Raw genomic sequence first — 17,782 nt, forward strand, 5'->3', positions numbered from 1 at the left:
CGCACGCCCAAGTCGAACCGAAGGGGCCGTATCAAGGGCGTTACAACGGGGAGTACGTGAGGTTGAATCCAGAGATCAAGGATTACCTCAAAACCCACGCCATCCCCTATGACTCCTGGAAATGCCCAGGCTTGTAACAGGAAACCCTGGAGATCATGGAGATGCTCAAATGCCCCCATTGTTGGGGAATCGAATATTAGCCAGTCACCTCGACGCGCGAGGGGCCAGGCCAAAGGCCGTAAATGTCGAATTTTGCCTTGCCCCGCGGAAGCTCGGTGCTGGGTGTCGCATACTCATAACGGTATAACGGGCCCAATATGAGTTGTATTTCGACAATGAGGTTCAATGCATCGCTCGGAATACCTTCGAGGGGTTTCACTTGCCCACCCGTGAGCTGGCAATTCATCGGTGACTTCGAGGGTTCCGATGCACTGTCGAAGGTGACCTTGCATCTGGCGGGGTAGCTGCCACGGTCTTCAAAGATCATTGAGAAGCTGTTCAAGCGTTGTCCCCTGTTCGTCATTGACGTCGGATGACAATAACGTGGCGATACAGGCGCCTACAACCCTGAAATCAGTGGCTGCCCGCCCCCCCCAACACCTTGAAGCTCTGCCCACCGCTTCTCTTACGGCTGCTTTTGACTTTCGTTCGCTCGGATATATGCCGCTCCGACCTGTGCGGCGTGCCAGGCCAGCGCATCTATCTGGCGTCGGTAGATTTGACAGGCTGGCATGCTCGCATCCACTTGATGGTCTTTCAGGTAGACCTGATACGCGGTCTGCTCCGCTTCCTTTGCCTCACCGGGCTTCCTCCCCAATTGGCGGTAGCGCGCCTCAACGATGTAACGCGCTGTCGCCATGACATCCAACGCTGTTTGGCGAAGGTCCGTTCGCTGGATGTGGCAGATGTCGAAAGACGCCCGGGTGGCGCCCAAAATCTGGATGAGTGAGATTTCGTCCATGTTGTCTTGGACGGGATCCTGAGCCCAGGCGCACGTCATCGTGAGCGCGGCCATCCCCAGCACGCCTACTGCCTGGACCACCCGTTTCATCGCATCGCCCCCTTTTGACCGTTCCTGCCCATTAGACGCCCGAAAAGTGGATTTTCAGTACGCGGAGGGTGACGTCGCCGTGGCTGGTGGTCGGCTTGCCAAGCGTCTAAAAACTGCTTCGATGGACCCCGGAAAATACGAGTCCATCGCCATGCGTAAAAACGAGGCCTGACTCCGCCGTTGACTGATGGCTGATTTTTAGGCGGATACCTCCCGGTGATAGGCTTTTGCTGCCAGCAAGAAGCCAATCAACCGGGAGGAATCCATGAGCAAGTGCCCGAAGTGCGAAATGACGATCTCGCGATTCAGAATGGAGCGAATCAAAGCACAGGAATCAGGCTCAGCATTGCTTTGGAACTGCCTGGCGTACAACTGCCCGCACTGCGGGACTGTGGTGTCCATGCAGATAGACCCCATCCTGGTTCGCGATGAGATAGTCGCCGAGGTCAAGGCGTCTCTCAGTCGTCAGTAGCAACCTAGTGCGTCGTATTGCATGGGCATGAAGTCGGATCACCGCCAGTGCCGCACGTCGGCTTGTGGTGCGGCTTCGTGTTCCAGGCATCGACTGGGCGGACCGTTGTTGTGCGGCCTCTGCGTTCGATCCCGAGTGACTTTGACGAATGGAAGGAAGCACGCCGCGATCTTTTCTCCATCGGGATCTCGTCAAGCACGATCAATGATCCCGCGCCGGGGTCGCCTGATAAAACACATTCAACCAGTGGCCACTCCGTTTCATCCATAGCGACGAGGCGTAACTTTCGAGCGTGAATGCTTTCCCATGATCAAGCCCGGAAGCCTTCACGTGATAAGTGAGAAGTGCGGCGTCCCCCGCCACAAAATGCACGTTGAACCCAGAAAGTTCGCACTGATCGAAACGCACCTGTGAGTCCATGGCGGATGCTTCACTGGGGATTCTGTCCACCACGCCGGTGCCGGTGACCGTAAAGAAATCCGAAGCATGAAAGGCTTTATACGCTACCGCATTTCGCTGGATGGCCAGGTTCCAGCTCGCCCGTTCTTCGCCCATCAAGCGTTGCCCGATCGCGCCGTTTACCGTGGCCGGCGTGAGACCGGGATCTGCCGTGGCATTACAAACGGCCGATGGGCCCGCATGGAGTGTCCATGGCAGCACCAGGCTGGCCAGCGCCAGCTCTATAAATAATATTCGCTTATTTGTCATGCAAATAGAATGATATTAGGATCATTAAATCGTCAAACGAATGATTTTCGACATTATGGCCGCCAGTATCGAGCTCGACCGAATAGATTTCGCCATACTGGGCCTTTTGATGAAGGACGCATGGCTCTCCAATAAGCAGATCGCAGCGGCGGTCGGCCTTGCGCCATCGAGCTGCCATGAGCGGATCAAGTCCTTAAGGGCGAGCGGGGTCCTGCTGGGGGGCTCACGCCGAGGTCGATCTCCAGGCGATCGGATTCCCCTTGGAGGCGGTGCTATTTGTGCAGCTGGGCAAGCTGGAAACGGCGGTGGTCGACCATTTCGTAAACGCCGTCGCCACCGTATCGGAAGTCCGCGGCGTGTTTCTCGTGTCTGGCCGCGCCGACTTGATTGTCCACGTCGTCGTACGCGATATGCAGCATTTGAAAGAGATTATTTCCGAGCATTTCAATCGCGATGCGGCCGTGCTGCGCGTGGAAACGTCTGTGGTGTTCGATCGTCGGCAACAGAGCACCATGCCGATTGTTCCCGCAAAGCGGAGTCAGGCTCGCTTTTGACGTTCTGAGAAGTCAAGCTAACCCCCTTGTTCGATTCCCACTCTTCAGCGAACTTTCAAGACTGGAGCTGCTCTGGAATGTGGAAACCCAGGATATAGACTGAAGTTCACTTTTTGGCCGACCGCAGGCGGTCCACCAAAAAACTCGCTAAGGTGGAAAAACAGGCGGCGCTGAACATCTAAATCGTCAATGTAACCGGACTTGCTCTTACCGCCGCTTGGGTAAGGAACCGCGTAAGACTTCACAACCCCTATATGACGATCTGCAGTCGAATAACACCATGAGCCACAACTCCGCAAAACATCCTCTGCCGTCGGCCTGCTATTTGGGTCGACTTGAATGCAGGAAGTAATAAGGGACCACAAGTCCTTCTCTAGTGCCGCAGTCGCTTCATGTTTCCCAAAGGCAACCGGGTGGACCAACTCAACCTTTCCGCTCTGCTCAGCGAAGACGACCTTTGCAATCGCTCCTCGACCGACACCAAACGGGGTTTCGCCCGTGACCAACTGGTAAGCGATACATCCTAGAGCCCAAATATCCATGGGTTGTCCTGCCCCCTTCCAGTTGGCCCAACATTCTGGCGCCATGTAGGGCACTGCGCCGAGCAGTGTATTTGACGTAGTAAGCGTAGAGTTATCTTCATCGAAACGCTGCATCTCTACCGCGAGTTCGGCTTCCGCCAACTTCGCGATACCGAAGTCAGTCAATTTAATGAAACGCATCCCGGGATCGGGAGATGTCATCACATTCCCTGGTTTCAGATCCCGGTGGCAGATTCCGACTCTGTGGGCCTCATATAGAGCACGCGCGATGTTGTGAATGACGTGCGCCGCTAAGAACGGATCGAGAAAATAGAAATCAGTATTTAATCGCTTACCTAGATCAAAACCGTTGATAAACTCTTCGACCATGTAAGTGCGCTTTTCATCTTCGAAATAATCGAAGGTAGCAGCCACGTTATGGTGACTAATCCGTGCACCCATCTCTGCACCGCGCCGAAACCTTCGATCACTGACACCGCCCTTTGGCGTTTTCAATACCACCCGTCTACCGAGCGACCTATCGTGGCAAATATAGACCTCCTGCATACCGCCTGAGGTCAAATATTGCTCAATCACATAGCGCTCAATCAGAACATGGCCATTCGGAATCAACAAATCACTCATAGAACGAGCTCAGGCTTTGAGGAGATAAAAGTGACCCATTGACGACTAGAACCAAGATCAGGAGTACCGTAAGTAAGCACACAAGCGTCGTGAAGAATCGCGCCGCTTTGAGCCGGAACGTTGTTGATATATACAGCGCCGCTAACTGCCGCCACACGAAAGGAAAGTCCGTCATAAGCGACTCGCAGATCGCCGAGCGTTCCAATCTTTATGCCCACATTCGGCTTTTCTGCCGAGAGCTCATAAATTGTCTCACTTCCCTGGACAAACAAGCCGCGATGTGCGCCCTTCAAAAGGTGTCGCTCCAATAGCTCACATATCTCGACTGCGCTTGGCCGACCAGAAGGATCCGGATGCAGGCAATTGTCCAACACAGCTAAAACAGCAGGGTTGATAGTGGTTCCGAACAAGGACTGTAAAGATGAGGCTCGACCACTCGTTTGCGGCGGGCGCTTAAGAAGTATTTCAGGCAGCTGGCTGGACGCCAGCGTCCAACAGCAAACTCCCAATGCGTAGATGTCCATAGCAGGGGTAATCTTCACACCTGCCTGATAGAGCTCAGGAGCAGCGTAGACCAGGGTGCCTCTGTTCTGAGTTGTGTGATAATCAGTGCCAGCGCAAGAGATGCCAAAATCGAAAACCTTAAGTATCCCAGCACTGGATTCCTTCATGTTTTCGAGTTTTATATCCCGATGGACAATTCCGGCTCCATGGAGATCTTTTAAGGCAACAGCAATTTGATATATCAACGTAAGATATTTTACAGGATCGCCAACAGCCTCAGTGTGGAACCCCAAATAATCCCGCCCGGTAAGCTGCTCGATGATTATTCCAACCACATTTCCATGAGTATCGTAGATCACATCATAAATATCGATGATATGCCTTGAACGAACAGATGACAGACCGCGAATTTCCTTTTCGAGCTGCGCATTCTCCTCTGGCACATGCATCGATTTGAACAATACCGATCGATCAAGATACTCGTCATGAACTGGGCGCACACTACCGAAGCCGCCAGGAATACGATTTTGCTGATTTGCTACATACCGTGTGGGCAACATTCAAGCATCATCCTGATAGGGTTAATCTTCGTTCGTTGAATCTTCTTTCTTTGAATCATTGCCCGTCGAAATTTCGACCTTTGGGCGCGCAGGAGTATGACGATGTAGCTGCGCCTCAGGCTCGGTCAGATCAAGCTGTGGATTTTTATTATCAGATTTTCGAGATTTTCGACGAACCTTCTTCTTTTGCTCTTTAGGGCCAGGGCTCGGTTCCTCATCCCCCAGTGGCCTGGCAGGTGCCGCGTTCACGCCCAAATTGACATGTTCGCCAGCTGTCAACCCGCCCTCCCTCAGGATAACTTTAGTATCGCCATACCAAGCGGTCACCACTGGCGCACTATATAAATACTTCCTTTGTTGAACGAACAGACGCCTGTCCGACACATCCTTCAGTGCGACAATTGACGCGTTATCTAGCCCCCCGCACCAAGCGGCAAGCGTGAGAGCGCGACGGACCAACTCCAGGGGACTGGAAGCATGCTTGGCAATTGCAGTGAACCCACCTTCAGAGCCCTTCCAAATGCCATCGCTGGCCAGAACCAATCCAGCATCGCCGAATCGCTCCTTTGGGATTACATTAAGGTGTAGATCAGCTGACGTTCGACCGGCCTGACCTAATGCCTGCGAAAGACTCCCTTTCAGCCCCCTCACATTGAGAACCGTAGGATCCTTAATATCGAGACCCTTTAGCTCATTCTCTAACGTATCATCAGTGCTTAGTTGAATGAGATCTCGGCCAGCACTCCAACTGAAGATCCTACTATCACCTACATTTACGGCGGCGGCATCGCCATCGTCTGAACATATCCAGATGCTGGCAGTCGTGGTTCCTCTTCCACTGAGGGATTCACGGATCACATCATCCATTCGGCGCACGAGCCGAACAATGAGATCCCTTGCCGGTAATCTACGCTTTAACTGTGCAATCTGATCAACGAGCGCGACCAAAGCCGTAGTCGCAGCCGCATCTCCCATTTCTGAGCCACCCACGCCATCACATACCGCAGCCACTGTGTAAATTTGGCCATTGGGGCAATTGACCTGAGCTAGCAGCGATCTATCTTCGTTTCGAGTGCGCCGCTGGCCGAGATGGGTACCAATGGCCGCGCCAAGTCCATCGACGGCACGTAAGGAGGGTGTGTCCCATGGTGTAGCGAGTAGCTCAGTCAGAAATTGATAGGCAAGATCACTGGTACCGCGAAATTCTGTCATTGGGTGATGTCCATCTTCGTCAACATGTCCCGGTTTAAACATGTGCGTTGCTATTAGCGAGCGCCCGAAGGCGAGAGGGTTTGCAGCCAAGTCAGCACATCTTGGAGTAATGGCATCGCCCCGCCATTAACCCATCTTCCCATGATTGTCATACAAACTGGTCCCGCGGGCACGCCCAGGCACTCAACCCCGACGTGACCGGCTCCGAAGGGCTTCTATGAGGTTATCCCCAACGCCTTTATCGCGCCCGGCATATCATCTGCCCAACGTAGCGTCGAAAGCGAACTAGGAAATTACCCAACTTGGAAGCCCGGATCAACGGTGACGAATGATTCTCGGGCAGCTTCAATGTCGATTTTTCCCTTAATAACGGGACCCACTCAGGCCGATGAGCTGAGATATCGTCGCTTGGAGCATTTGGGCAACGCGCTAGTTCGCGGCATTGGCATCTTGTTGCCGATCCCGCGTATGAAATTCTCGATCTTCTTTTGCAATGCGCAGCGCCTTTTCTGCTGCCCTATAGCTGGCCCAAGCAGCAGCAAATCCACCAAAGGCTGCAGCCAAACCAATCGCAACAGCTGCGCATGCGGCTTGCTTAGCAGCATTTAGGCCTAGCCACCAATAGATGCCAGGTACTGCATGATTTAAAGGTGGCTGCATGCAATTAAGGCAAATCATGTACGCCCCCTGCTATTCCGTATCGCGTTGGTGAAGGAAGTCATCTATCCCGGCAAGGCCCTGCCCCCGTGCGGCATATCCACGGGTACGCCTAACTCCCTACGGCTTAAGTGCGGCGAGACTCAGTCTGCACAGATCAGTATCAAAACAGAGACGCGGAGGTAATTAAGCGTACGTCCGCGCTGTAAGTGGATATGAAGCCGCTTTTACCGCCCCATCGCCCGCACAGCCAAGACTATTTATTCGTCTTACTTAAGGCCATCCAAAACCGCTTGACCCAAAGCGGATCGAGTTTTACTTTGGCCTAGTCGCTGCTAAATCAGCGACCGGGTGTAGGAACCCGTTGCTACGGCGCAGAAGCGCCAACTGGCGCTTTTTTCATGCGCTAACACTCCCGCGTTTATGGCGGGCGTGTCGGGCAGGCTTCGGCCTGACCGGTGACGTAGCTCCGGTTTCCTACCCCGGCACGTCCGCCGCCCGCGCTGTGCGAGCGGCGGCTTTCCGCATCGCAAGGAGCGAACGATGGAACAACACTTCTCCGGTCCCTGGATCCGTCTCAACACCACCTACTACGTGGCACCGGTTGGTGACCCCGCCGAGTTGCTGGAAGACGCCCAGCTGTTGCTTGGTGGGGCGAACGGCATTGCGCAGAGCCTGTCGGATTTATTGAGCCAGGATCTGGATGCAAATCCCGCTGATCTGGCCAACGCTTTATGGAGCGCGGCCTTGTTGGTGAAAATGGGGCAACGCAATACGCTGGAGGCGCAGTATCGTCTTCGTCAGTTGCGGGGTCCGATGGACGATGTTGATGAGGAAGAAGTTGCTGAGTCGTGAGTTCTTAGGCGACGTCAAAACTGCGGTATCGACAATGCCCCGCGAGGGGCATTGCCTTGTACCAGGGATGGTTTGAACGAGCCGGCCAGCTCGGCCCTTCACGTGGCGCGCGGATGAATGAGCCTGAGTGCGGCGCCTAACTCCCGGCGAGCGCATTCCAGCTCATAGCGCTGCTGGAGATTCAGCCAGAATTCGGCCGAATTACCGAAATAACGGGAAAGACGCAAAGCCATGTCGGCGCTAATGCCACGCTTTTCCTGCACGATCTCGTTGATGCGCGCGGCGGTCACGCCCAGCTCTGTAGCCAGCACGTTACCTGACAGCACAAGTGGCAGCATGAATTCTTCGCGAAGCATTTCGCCGGGATGAATGGGAGGCAGCAACTTTTTACTCATGGTCAATGCCTTTCAGTGATAGTTCCCTGATCGCTTCTTGACCGTATGTCGATCAAGGCACATGCAAAAAGTCATGCTAACTAACTAGCGTCCAAGGCTGACGCGTTGAACGGTTTATTTCAGACAAAAAGAAACCCGCCGTTTGGCGGGTTTCTTTTTGCTTGCGATGTTCCCGCTAAGGAACCCGAAGCTTTCGATTGGTGCCCAAGGGGGCAACCAAATTGGCTTAGTGGCGCGGCTTACGGGCCATCGAGTGCAAAATATGTGCAGTGAAATGCGTGTGCCTTACGCATGAACACCTTGTAGTTCCTTAGTGCCACGTCAACTGCGGACACTCGTACACCAGTCTTCAATGGAGTGATAATCAGAAGTATCGCTAAATCTGGATGCAGAGATATGATTATTTTTTTTGTTATAAATCAAACAATTAATTCATAAAAAATGTCCATATGATCATTTTTGATCAATCCGTATGAGTATCAGTTGCGCAACTCATAGGAAACAGGTAGGCTATCTCCCAACTTACCGGACTTACGCATATGAGCGACTCGACCGAGACCAGTGCCAGCGTTGCTGACTCCAAATCAAGCGCCCCAAAAAAGGCTGTCAAATCCGGCTTGGCGAAAGTAATCCCAACTGATCGAGTTAGTTTCGACAAGCAAGCGTCAGCCCTTCGCGCGTATGCAGCCGCCAGTGGCCGCGAAAAAAAAGCAGTTACTAATGAAGAAGTGTCCGCAGTAATGTCGGACCTTGTTGCTTCATCCATATCGTTGTGTAACCCGTTTTTTTCAGACGCGGGACTATTGGTTCAAGAAGGGCGCAAATTGCGGCCCGTTGAAGCTGTATTTGATTTCCAGCATGCGTACGAATGGAATGCGGATACAGCGGGGCACAAGCTAGGTCCGGTGTTTAGCCAGCACTGGGCAACAAAATGTCTCGTTCCTAAGCTGGCATTTCGGCAATTGAGCAAAGACGAAGCAATTTCATTCTTGGCCGAAGAGTCGAAGGCCACGACAAGCCATCGGAAGAATTTGGAAACGCTGCTTGAGTTCCTGAGTTTCGCGGGGGTAATTCGATTAGACGGCAATGCGGTTTTCAAAACAGCGAATCAAAACCCGCCTGCAACAGGTAAGGAAGCTACAGCTGCTGCAACGCCCTCCCCCTCAGAACCTCCGCCCACTGCAAAGGCCATTGATGATCCCACTGCGGATCTAGACCCGATGATTCAAGGGCTTTTTAAAAAGCTTCCAAAATCGGGGGACTGGGGCGTGGCTGATCGGATCAAGTGGTTACAAACGGCAGCCAGCATTTTTGGGTTGATCTATACCAACAGTGACACAGACGTATCAGATGAGATCAGCGTGATGGGAAAGAGCTCCAACAACAAGAACAAGGACCCGCAACCATGAGGAGACAATGAGCCTTTGCACACCGCTCTCCGCGAGCGACCGGGCATCCCGTGTGTAAAGGCCCAAAATGAAGCGACCCCGAACTGGTCAGAGTCCGAGGTCGCGTGGGAAGCGAGTCGCTCACCTTGTTTCAACATGCCCGTGTGGCGGAACGGTAGACGCAGCGGTCTTTAAAACCGATAGCTGGCAGGCTGTGTGGGTTCGAATCCCACCGCGGGCACATCTCAATACTAGCAAATTAAATCGAAAGCCGTGTGCATTTGCGTGTGCAGCGTATGTGCAACATGTGCAATTTTTAGCAATTTAAAGCAACTCAAAACAACTTAGGCCACCTTGATAAGGTGGCCTAAGTATGTATTTTTCAGAGAATTGCTGCTTTTAGCCAACTTCTGCTAACTACAGCAACTCTAAATGTGGTGCCCAAGGGGGGACTCGAACCCCCACGACTTGCGTCGCTACCACCTCAAGGTAGTGCGTCTACCAATTCCGCCACCTGGGCAGGTGTTGTTACGTTTTTTAGTGCTTACTCGTCGCTGCCGCTGCCGGAGCCGTGGCTGCCGGGACTTCGCCCTGCTGCGCCTTGGCCGGAGCCGGTTGCGCGGCGGGGACTTCACCGTTGCCTGCGGCCGGGGCGGTGGGCGCCGGGATCGCTGCCTGAGGCTGGGCCGGGGCGGCGGGCTGCGCATTTTGCGGTGTCGCGGACTTGTTGCCAAGACCCGCCATGACGCCGAGATCATGATTGGCCTGCTCGGCACGAATGGTGCTGCCGTTCGACTTCAGGTAGATGCCCATGCCGAGGCTTAGCGCAAAGAACAATGCGGCGAGCACGGCGGTGGAGCGGGACAGGAAGTTGGCCGAACCGCGGGCACCGAAGACCGTGGCGGAAGCACCGGCGCCGAAGCCGGAACCGGCATCAGCACCTGCGCCGCGCTGCATCAGGATCAGCACGATCATCGATGCAGCGATCAGGATGTAGAACACGCTGAGGATGACGAACATGGTGTCTCGCGTAGGGTTCGAGTCGCTTAGTGGGCGGCGTTGCAGATGGCCAGAAAATCGGCTGCGACAAGTGACGCGCCCCCGATCAAACCTCCATCCACGTCCGGCTGCGCAAAGAGCTCTGCAGCATTGGCCGCCTTGACGCTGCCGCCATAAAGCAGCCGAGTCAGACGGGCGATCATAGCATCCCCTTGGGCGAGTTGGCTACGGATGAATGCGTGCACATCCTGGGCCTGCTGGGGTGTGGCGGTCTGGCCGGTGCCGATGGCCCAGACGGGTTCGTAGGCAATGACGGCGGTGTCGAAGCTGGCGATGTCGTTGAGCGCGAACACCGCTTGCAGCTGGCGGGCGATGACGGTTTCGGTTTCGCCGGCCTCGCGCTGTTCCAGGGTTTCGCCGACGCAGAGGATGGGGGTGAGGCCGGCAGCCCGGGCGGCAGCGAATTTGCGGGCCACCTGTTCGTTGGTTTCGCGGTGGTACTGGCGGCGCTCGGAATGGCCGACCAGGGTCCATTGGGCGCCGACGTCGGCCACCATCGCCGCGGCCACTTCGCCGGTATAGGCACCCTGCCCCTCGTGCTCGCTGACGTCCTGCGCACCGAAGCCCACCCCGGCGCCGGCATGGGCGGCGGTGAGCCCGGCCAGATAAGGAAACGGCGGGCAGACCAGCACATCGGCGTGGGCGGGCTTGGTTCGTACGATCTCGTTGACCAGGCCTTCGGCCATGGAGCGGCTGCCGTGCATTTTCCAGTTGGCGGCGACGAGTTTCTTGCGCATAGCAGCATCCCCTGCGGCGAAAACGGGCAAGCTTAACCAGCGTCAATGTACGCGGCAATTCAGTTATTCGGCTGGTATTACAAAGGTTTTGCTGTATCGACTCGTGTGCATGTTAGTGCTTGTGCGTCGACATCGTTGTCATCCCTGGTGCAGCGGGTTGCTTTCAAACAAGGCCGATAACGCACCAAGGCGCGGGAACATTCACTGCCATCGTGCATGCGGGTTTTAAACAGCACGAAGTGATCGCCTTCACCGCACGACTTCGATGCGGGCATGTACTTCGATCTTTCACGCGCATGCTTTGCAGCCAACTGGGATCTGGATGAGCGCCGCCGTCGGTGACATGCTCACAGCCTTGCCGCATCGCGGCCACCGCCCTTCTGCCGCCCAAAGGACATGTCATGTCTCAAGCTCGACCGCTCAGCCTGATTACAGGTGCTTCCGCCGGTATTGGCGAAGCCTTCGCCCGCGCGCTTGCCGCACGTGGCCATGATGTGGTGCTTACCGCGCGGCGTACCGAGCGCCTGGAAACGTTGGCGGTGGATTTGCGCAAGGCACACCGTGTGAATGCCACGGTTATCACCAACGATCTGGCCGATCCGCATGCGGTGGAGCAGCTTTGTCGGACATTGGATGAGCGTGGCCTGCAAGTGGACTGGTTGATCAACAATGCCGGTTATGGCGTGCCGGGGCGTTTCGATCAGGTGGATTGGCCGGTGCATGCGGATTTCATCCGGGTGTTGATGACGGCGCCAACGGAACTGGCGTGGCGATTGATTTCTGGCATGCGTGAGCGGCGCTTTGGGCGCATCGTGAATGTGGCGTCGCTGGCCGGGCATGTGCCGGGTACGGCGGGTCATACGCTGTATGCGGCGAGCAAGGCGTACATGATCAAGTTTTCACAATCGCTGGCGCTGGAAGGGCGAGCGCTGAATGTGCATGCGTGTGCGTTGTGTCCGGGGTTTACCAAGTCGGAGTTTCATGACGTGACTGGCACGCGCGACATGATGAACAAGCTGCCGGGGTTTATGTGGCAGACGTCGGAGCAAGTGGTGCAGGAAGGGATTGATGCGGTGGAGCGTGGGGATGCGGTTTATGTGACGGGGCGGTTTAATCGGACGGTGAAGAGCTTGTTCAAGTTGATGCCGGACAAGATGGCGATGAAGGTGTCGGCGCGGCAGTCGAAGCGGTATCGGGCGCAGTAGTTGTTGAGCCTACGAGTCGTAGGCTGCGTTAGCACGGCGCTTTTCTTCCTCTCCCCTCCGGGGAGAGGATCGAGGTGAGGGGTCAACCTCGCGAAGAAGTCACTTACGTAGCTTCGAAACATCGAAGCAAAGATGTGTCGCAACGACGGCGTGTATGGCAAGCGCGGCCCCTCACCCCAGCCCTCTCCCCGGAGGGTAGAGGGAGTAGTACAAGGCGGCGTTAGAACTGCCCGCAAGCTTGACGCTTTTCTTCCTCTCCCCTTCGGGGAGAGGACCGAGGTGAGGGGGGCAACCTCGCGATGAAGTCACTTGCGTAGCTTCGAAACATCGAAGCAAAGCTGCGTCGTAACGACGGCGTGTATGGCAAGCGCGGCCCCTCACCCCAACCCTCTCCCCGGAGGGTAGAGGGAGTAGTACAAGGCGGCGTTAGAACTGCCCGCAAGCTTGACGCTTTGCTCCCTCTCCCCGGAGGGGAGAGGGAGCAAAGCGGCTACGAGCCGATCCAGCGAGCGAGCAGGAATGCGGCGGCGGATGCCAGGCCGCCTACCAGCACAGTTTGCATGGCGCCGCGCCACATATTGATACCGGTGAAGCGACTCTTGGCTGCACCAAACAAAGCCAGCGCGATCAGCGTGCAGATGACGGATACGCGCAGCGCCGGCTGCAAGCCTTCGATCAACATGTAAGGCGCCAAGGGTACGAGACCGCCAACGATGTAGGCACCGCCAATAGTCAACGCGCTGCGCAGTGCGCGGCCTGGCTCCGGCTTTTCGAGGCCAAGCTCGAACCGCATCATGAAATCGACCCAGGCTTCATGGTCCTGATGAAAATGCGCGAGCACGGGTTTGCAGGCTTCGCGGTCGAGACCGTATTGGGCGAAGATCTGCACGATTTCCAGTTCTTCTTCGCGCGCCAACTCGCGTACTTCATGCACTTCGCGACGACGTTCGGCAGCGTAGTGATCGGCGTCGCCGCGTGCGGCGAGGTAGCCGCCCAGGCCCATGGCGATGGCGCCGGCGGCGATTTCTGCCACGCCTGCCACCACCACGACGCGGCTGGCTACGGCAGCGCCGGACAAGCCGGCCGCGAGTGCGAAGGGTACGGTGAGGCCGTCGGCCATGCCGATGACGAGGTCACGTACGACGTCGGAGGCGGTGAAGTGTTTTTCGGTATGGCGATGTTTGGCGGCCATGGCTGTGCTCCCTGGAACGGGGCGTAATGTAGCGGCTGATGGTTGGGAGTGGGGCAATGAGAAGCGCACGCATTGCGGTTTGCAATGGGGTTTTGTTTGGGGGGACGTAACGCAAGCTGCGAGTGAATGCAGAGTCACTGTGCACCGTCGTCCCGGCGAAGGCCGGGACCCAGCGACTTGCAGAGCCCCAAAGACACTAGATCCCGGCCTTCCTCGCTCCTCAAAGCCGGGCACATCCATGTGCCCTCTCCGCGTGCGCCGGGGCGACGGGGTGTGGTTTGAGGTGTGGTTTGGGCTCGAAGAGTGCGAGTTCTAAGCGCGCTGGTGACGCAGCGCTCAGATCAACTTGATCTCACGCAAGCGCTGCATCAGGTAATCGTGCGAGCTGATCGCATCGTCGTAGCGCCGAGGGTTATCCGGTGTAATGCACTGCGGCAGTGGGTCGAGCATCACGTCGGGGTTCGGATGCAGGAAGTACGGCACCGAGTAGCGCGGCTTGCGGGCGTTGCTGTTCTGCGGATTCACCACGCGGTGGGTAGTGGATGGATATACGTGGTTGGTGAGGCGTTGCAGCATGTCGCCGATGTTCACGACGATGGCATCGCCTTCGCTGGTAATGGGCAGCCAGTTGCCTTCGTGGGTGAGCACTTCCAGGCCTTCGGCGCTGGCGCCGACCAGCAAGGTGATGAAGTTGATGTCTTCGTGGGCGCCCGCGCGCACATTGGGAATGTTTGCTTCGGTGATCGGCGGGTAATGGATCGGACGCAGGATGGAGTTGCCCTGGTCGATCTTGTTGTCGAAGTAGTCTTCCGGCAGGTCGATATGCAGGGCCAGCGCGCGCAGCACGCGGGTGCCGAGCAGATCCAGCGCATCGAACAGTTCGTAGCTGAATTCACGGAAGCCTGGCACTTCAGCCGGCCAGATGTTCGGCGGCATGACCGCGGCAAAGGGGGAGTTGCGATCGATCTCGCGGCCGATATGCCAGAACTCCTTGAGATCGGGATAACGGCTGTCCTTGGCGGTTTCGATCTTGAATGGCGTGTAGCCGCGCGCACCGCCGGTACCGGGCACGTGGTATTTCATCTTGGTTTCGGTGGGTAGCGCGAAGAAACGCTGGAACGCGTCATACGCGCCATCGATCAGATGCGGGGTAATGCCGTGGCCGCTGATGCAGCAGAAACCAAACTCGCGATAGGCCGCGCCCAGCTCGGCGACGAAGGCGTCGCGGTCGGTGTCGTAGCGGCGGATGTCGAGGGTCGGAACCTTTTTGATGCGTGAGTCCATGACGATTTCCACAGGTAGGCGTGCGGTCAGTTTGTGTTCCGCCACCGCAGGGGCGGTGCACGTCGGGCCTCGGAGTCTGTCTGGATGCAACGTTAGACAGGCTCCACTCCATGGCGACCTGGGGACCTGGGTGTAATGCACGCCCGTTGTCGGGGCGGGCATTACTGGTTCACGAGCGTTCGGCTACGGATTTTACGACGGCAGCGAGCTGTTCTGCCAAGTGCCTGACTTGCGCCTCGTCGGCGGCTTCCACCGTGACGCGAACCATGGGTTCGGTGCCGGAGGCGCGTAGCACGACGCGGCCACGGCCTTGCAGTGCTTGTTCCGTCGCGGCCAGCGCCTGCTGCACGGCGTCGCTTTGCAGGGCTTGCTTGGCGCCGGCAGCGCGCACGTTGATCATTACCTGCGGCAATTTGTGCAGGCCCTGGCGGGCAGTGGCCAGATCCTGGCCATCGAGCTTCAGCGCTTCGAGTACGGCCAGTGCCGCCACGATGCCGTCGCCGGTGGTGGCGCGATCCAGGCACAGCAAATGGCCGGAGGTTTCGCCGCCCAGCACGCCGCGATGTTCCTTCAGTTTCTGCAACACGAACCGGTCGCCGACATTGGCGCGAATCAGTTCGACGCTGAATTCGCCCAGCGCGAGTTGCAGGCCGAAGTTGCTCATCAGGGTGCCGACGACCGGACCTTTCAGCAGGCCGCGCTTGTGCCAGTTGCGCGCAAGCACGTAGAGCATGTCGTCGCCGTCGCCGAGCACACCGTTGCGATCGACCATCTGCACCCGATCACCGTCGCCGTCGAAAGCGAAGCCGATATCGGCGTGATGGGCCAGCACGGCGCGTTGCAGCGCATGCGGATGCATGGAGCCGACGTCGTGATTGATGTTGAAACCATCGGGCTTGTCACCGATCACGTGCAGCTCGGCGCCCAGCTCGGCGAAGACCTTGGGCGCGACCTGATAGGTGGCGCCATGCGCGCAGTCCAGCACGATTTTCATGCCGGCCAGGCTGAAATCTTCCGGTACGGTGGATTTGCAGAATTCGGCATAACGCGTAATAGCGTCGGTGACGCGTACGACCTTGCCGAGGTTTTCCGAATCGACGGTGGTGAATTCGGCGTCGACTTCGCGCTCGATGGCTTCCTCGATCTCGTCGGAAAGTTTTTCACCGAAGGCAGAGAAGAATTTGATGCCATTGTCGTGATGCGGATTGTGCGACGCGCTGATCACGATGCCGGCATCGGCGCGCAGGCTGCGGGTGAGATAGGCCACGGCGGGGGTCGGCATCGGGCCAAACAGGCGGACGTCGACGCCGGCTGCCGCGAGGCCGGCTTCCAGCGCGGATTCGAACATGTAGCCGGAGACGCGGGTGTCCTTGCCGATCAGTACCAATGGGCGGCCCGGCGTCTTTTTCTGTGCGCTGAGCACTACGCCGAGCGCGCGCCCCAGGCGCAGCATGAAGTCCGCGCTGATGGGCCATTGCCCAACCCTGCCGCGGATGCCATCGGTACCGAAGTATTTGCGTTGCGTCATGAAACGTCCTGCTTTACTGCTGTTTTTTTACTTTCTCCCCTGTTGACAGGAGAGGCTGGGGTTGGATCCAACAATCCGGTGATAAAGCAGCCTAAGCGTTTTACTCTCTGCTGTCCCAATAATGCGCACTCAAGGCTTGCACATTCAAAGGGTCACTTCCTTACACCGATCGTCGTCCCGGCGCAGGCAAGGATCCAGTGTCTTTCCGCACCGAAGTCGCTGGGTCCCGGCCTGCGCCGGGACGACGGGGTGGCAACATGGTGGCCAGGTTCAAGCTTGGAGCATGGCCTCCTGGCTTCGTCCTGCAAAGCCCGGACCGATAAATATGAAGAGCGCTGCCGGCACTCAATCATCATCCGGCCAGCGCGGTGCCTTGGGCACATCCTTCCGCTCCGGCTTGTCGCCGGACTGCACGGCATGCCACACCTTCAACGCATCCACCGTGGCGGCGACATCGTGCACGCGCACCATGCGCGCACCGCGTTGCACGGCGATCAAGGCCGCGGCCACCGAACCGGCGGCGCGGTCGGCGGGGTTGGTGTGGCCGGTGATCGTGCCGATCATCGATTTGCGTGACAGGCCAACGTAGACACCGCTGCCCAGGTCGCTGAAGCGTTCCAGCTTGCGTAGCAGTTCCAGGTTATGTTCGAGGTCTTTGCCGAAGCCGAAGCCGGGATCGACCATCACTTTGCGCCGGTCGATACCCGCCAGCTCGCAGGCGAACAGGCGGTCGGTGAGGAAGCGATGGACTTCGCCCACCACGTCGTCGTAATGCGGTTCGTCCTGCATGCTGCGCGGTTCGCCTTGCATGTGCATCAGGCAGACCGGCACGCGCAGTTCGGCCACGGCATCCATCGCACCTTCGCGGCGCAGGCCGTAGACGTCGTTGATCATGCCGGCGCCGGCGGCCACGGCGGCGCGCATCACCTCGGGCTTGGAGGTATCGACGGCGATGGGCAGGGACGTGCGCGCGACGAGTTGTTCGATGACCGGAATGACGCGCTGCAATTCGTCTTCGACGGATACATCGGCCGCACCGGGGCGCGTGGATTCGCCGCCGATGTCGAGCATGTCCGCACCCTCTTCCGTCAGTCGCAAACCGTGGGCGACAGCCGATTCCAGATCGGCAAACTGGCCGCCATCGGAAAACGAATCGGGGGTGACGTTGACGATGCCGACCACGCGCGGGCGGTCCAGCGTCAAGGGACGGCCGTTGCAGTCGAGCACGGTGGCGAACAGATCGATCGACATGCCG

The 17,782-nt window shown here is 57.3% G+C and carries 17 protein-coding genes, 1 tRNA gene and 1 pseudogene; 5 read left to right on the plus strand and 14 right to left on the minus strand.

What is annotated here, in order from left to right:
* Positions 1–625 precede the first annotated feature (625 nt).
* Positions 626–1,051 (minus strand): hypothetical protein, encoded by a 426-nt coding sequence (locus ISP19_RS09670; RefSeq protein ID WP_204681204.1) that lies wholly within the window; start codon positions 1,049–1,051, stop codon positions 626–628.
* Between the two features lie 673 nt (positions 1,052–1,724).
* Positions 1,725–2,231 (minus strand): nuclear transport factor 2 family protein, encoded by a 507-nt coding sequence (locus ISP19_RS09675; protein WP_204681206.1) that lies wholly within the window; start codon positions 2,229–2,231, stop codon positions 1,725–1,727.
* A gap of 55 nt (positions 2,232–2,286) precedes the next feature.
* On the opposite strand from ISP19_RS09675, the pseudogene ISP19_RS21640 reads away from it, so the two are divergent.
* Positions 2,287–2,430, plus strand: a pseudogene (locus ISP19_RS21640) (Lrp/AsnC family transcriptional regulator); the annotation flags it as partial.
* A 79-nt stretch (positions 2,431–2,509) separates the two neighbouring features.
* Entirely contained in the window at positions 2,510–2,785 is a 276-nt protein-coding gene (locus ISP19_RS09685) for an Lrp/AsnC ligand binding domain-containing protein (protein WP_204681208.1), read from the plus strand.
* Between the two features lie 44 nt (positions 2,786–2,829).
* On the opposite strand, the gene ISP19_RS09690 is transcribed toward ISP19_RS09685, so the two are convergent.
* The 4 genes from ISP19_RS09690 to ISP19_RS09705 form a co-directional block, all read right to left on the minus strand.
* On the minus strand, positions 2,830–3,951 hold the full coding sequence (locus tag ISP19_RS09690) for a serine/threonine-protein kinase (protein ID WP_204681210.1): 1,122 nt from the start codon (positions 3,949–3,951) through the stop codon (positions 2,830–2,832).
* Complete coding sequence (locus ISP19_RS09695) at positions 3,948–5,015, minus strand: serine/threonine protein kinase (protein ID WP_204681213.1); 1,068 nt, start codon at positions 5,013–5,015, stop codon at positions 3,948–3,950. The genes ISP19_RS09690 and ISP19_RS09695 overlap by 4 nt, the downstream gene beginning before the upstream one ends.
* 21 nt (positions 5,016–5,036) lie before the next feature.
* A complete protein-coding gene (locus tag ISP19_RS09700; protein ID WP_204681215.1) occupies positions 5,037–6,269 on the minus strand; it encodes a PP2C family protein-serine/threonine phosphatase in 1,233 nt (410 codons plus the stop codon).
* Between the two features lie 387 nt (positions 6,270–6,656).
* The gene (locus ISP19_RS09705) at positions 6,657–6,905 is read right to left on the minus strand and encodes a hypothetical protein (RefSeq protein WP_204681217.1); all 249 of its coding nucleotides are present in this window, start codon (positions 6,903–6,905) and stop codon (positions 6,657–6,659) included.
* A gap of 522 nt (positions 6,906–7,427) precedes the next feature.
* On the opposite strand from ISP19_RS09705, the gene ISP19_RS09710 reads away from it, so the two are divergent.
* The gene (locus ISP19_RS09710; RefSeq protein ID WP_204681219.1) at positions 7,428–7,739 is read left to right on the plus strand and encodes a hypothetical protein; all 312 of its coding nucleotides are present in this window, start codon (positions 7,428–7,430) and stop codon (positions 7,737–7,739) included.
* Positions 7,740–7,837: 98 nt separating this feature from the next.
* On the opposite strand, the gene ISP19_RS09715 is transcribed toward ISP19_RS09710, so the two are convergent.
* A complete protein-coding gene (locus ISP19_RS09715) occupies positions 7,838–8,134 on the minus strand; it encodes a HigA family addiction module antitoxin (RefSeq protein ID WP_204681221.1) in 297 nt (98 codons plus the stop codon).
* A gap of 539 nt (positions 8,135–8,673) precedes the next feature.
* Between ISP19_RS09715 and ISP19_RS09720 the strand changes: the two genes are divergently transcribed.
* Positions 8,674–9,543: a hypothetical protein gene (locus ISP19_RS09720; protein WP_204681223.1), complete on the plus strand. Its 870-nt coding sequence runs from the start codon at positions 8,674–8,676 to the stop codon at positions 9,541–9,543.
* Positions 9,544–9,957: 414 nt separating this feature from the next.
* Here the strand turns inward: ISP19_RS09720 and ISP19_RS09725 are convergent.
* The 3 genes from ISP19_RS09725 to tpiA all read right to left on the minus strand — a co-directional run bounded on the left by ISP19_RS09725 (position 9,958) and on the right by tpiA (position 11,318).
* Positions 9,958–10,042, minus strand: a tRNA-Leu gene (locus tag ISP19_RS09725).
* Positions 10,043–10,059: 17 nt separating this feature from the next.
* Positions 10,060–10,542 (minus strand): preprotein translocase subunit SecG, encoded by a 483-nt coding sequence (gene secG / locus ISP19_RS09730; RefSeq protein ID WP_204681231.1) that lies wholly within the window; start codon positions 10,540–10,542, stop codon positions 10,060–10,062.
* A gap of 26 nt (positions 10,543–10,568) precedes the next feature.
* A complete protein-coding gene (tpiA, locus tag ISP19_RS09735) occupies positions 10,569–11,318 on the minus strand; it encodes a triose-phosphate isomerase (RefSeq protein ID WP_204681233.1) in 750 nt (249 codons plus the stop codon).
* Positions 11,319–11,719: 401 nt separating this feature from the next.
* Here tpiA and ISP19_RS09740 point away from each other — a divergent pair, with 401 nt between their 5' ends.
* Positions 11,720–12,523, plus strand: a complete 804-nt coding sequence (locus ISP19_RS09740) for an SDR family NAD(P)-dependent oxidoreductase (RefSeq protein ID WP_204681235.1) — start codon at positions 11,720–11,722, stop codon at positions 12,521–12,523.
* Between the two features lie 490 nt (positions 12,524–13,013).
* Here ISP19_RS09740 and ISP19_RS09745 read toward each other — a convergent pair whose 3' ends face one another.
* The 4 genes from ISP19_RS09745 to folP all read right to left on the minus strand — a co-directional run bounded on the left by ISP19_RS09745 (position 13,014) and on the right by folP (position 17,778).
* The gene (locus ISP19_RS09745) at positions 13,014–13,715 is read right to left on the minus strand and encodes a VIT1/CCC1 transporter family protein (protein WP_204681237.1); all 702 of its coding nucleotides are present in this window, start codon (positions 13,713–13,715) and stop codon (positions 13,014–13,016) included.
* A 336-nt stretch (positions 13,716–14,051) separates the two neighbouring features.
* The gene (locus ISP19_RS09750) at positions 14,052–14,987 is read right to left on the minus strand and encodes an isopenicillin N synthase family dioxygenase (protein ID WP_204682171.1); all 936 of its coding nucleotides are present in this window, start codon (positions 14,985–14,987) and stop codon (positions 14,052–14,054) included.
* 181 nt (positions 14,988–15,168) lie between these two features.
* On the minus strand, positions 15,169–16,527 hold the full coding sequence (glmM, locus tag ISP19_RS09755) for a phosphoglucosamine mutase (protein WP_204681239.1): 1,359 nt from the start codon (positions 16,525–16,527) through the stop codon (positions 15,169–15,171).
* A 345-nt stretch (positions 16,528–16,872) separates the two neighbouring features.
* Positions 16,873–17,778, minus strand: coding sequence for a dihydropteroate synthase (gene folP, locus ISP19_RS09760; protein WP_204681241.1), 906 nt, complete (start codon positions 17,776–17,778; stop codon positions 16,873–16,875).
* Between the last annotated feature and the right edge of the window lie 4 nt (positions 17,779–17,782).

This window comes from Dyella flava, from assembly GCF_016904955.1.
Taxonomy (GTDB): Bacteria; Pseudomonadota; Gammaproteobacteria; order Xanthomonadales; family Rhodanobacteraceae; genus Dyella_B; species Dyella_B flava.

Excerpts from the sequence above, each read along its gene's own strand:
- ISP19_RS09745 (WP_204681237.1), bottom strand. The coding sequence starts at position 13,715 with ATGGCCGCCAAACATCGCCATACCGAAAAACACTTCACCGCCTCCGAC.
- ISP19_RS09740 (WP_204681235.1), top strand. The coding sequence starts at position 11,720 with ATGTCTCAAGCTCGACCGCTCAGCCTGATTACAGGTGCTTCCGCCGGT.
- ISP19_RS09695 (WP_204681213.1), bottom strand. The coding sequence starts at position 5,015 with ATGTTGCCCACACGGTATGTAGCAAATCAGCAAAATCGTATTCCTGGC.
- ISP19_RS09710 (WP_204681219.1), top strand. The coding sequence starts at position 7,428 with ATGGAACAACACTTCTCCGGTCCCTGGATCCGTCTCAACACCACCTAC.
- glmM (WP_204681239.1), bottom strand. The coding sequence starts at position 16,527 with ATGACGCAACGCAAATACTTCGGTACCGATGGCATCCGCGGCAGGGTT.
- ISP19_RS09715 (WP_204681221.1), bottom strand. The coding sequence starts at position 8,134 with ATGAGTAAAAAGTTGCTGCCTCCCATTCATCCCGGCGAAATGCTTCGC.
- ISP19_RS09690 (WP_204681210.1), bottom strand. The coding sequence starts at position 3,951 with ATGAGTGATTTGTTGATTCCGAATGGCCATGTTCTGATTGAGCGCTAT.
- secG (WP_204681231.1), bottom strand. The coding sequence starts at position 10,542 with ATGTTCGTCATCCTCAGCGTGTTCTACATCCTGATCGCTGCATCGATG.
- ISP19_RS09705 (WP_204681217.1), bottom strand. The coding sequence starts at position 6,905 with ATGATTTGCCTTAATTGCATGCAGCCACCTTTAAATCATGCAGTACCT.
- ISP19_RS09670 (WP_204681204.1), bottom strand. The coding sequence starts at position 1,051 with ATGAAACGGGTGGTCCAGGCAGTAGGCGTGCTGGGGATGGCCGCGCTC.
- ISP19_RS09700 (WP_204681215.1), bottom strand. The coding sequence starts at position 6,269 with ATGTTTAAACCGGGACATGTTGACGAAGATGGACATCACCCAATGACA.
- ISP19_RS09675 (WP_204681206.1), bottom strand. The coding sequence starts at position 2,231 with ATGACAAATAAGCGAATATTATTTATAGAGCTGGCGCTGGCCAGCCTG.
- folP (WP_204681241.1), bottom strand. The coding sequence starts at position 17,778 with ATGTCGATCGATCTGTTCGCCACCGTGCTCGACTGCAACGGCCGTCCC.
- tpiA (WP_204681233.1), bottom strand. The coding sequence starts at position 11,318 with ATGCGCAAGAAACTCGTCGCCGCCAACTGGAAAATGCACGGCAGCCGC.
- ISP19_RS09720 (WP_204681223.1), top strand. The coding sequence starts at position 8,674 with ATGAGCGACTCGACCGAGACCAGTGCCAGCGTTGCTGACTCCAAATCA.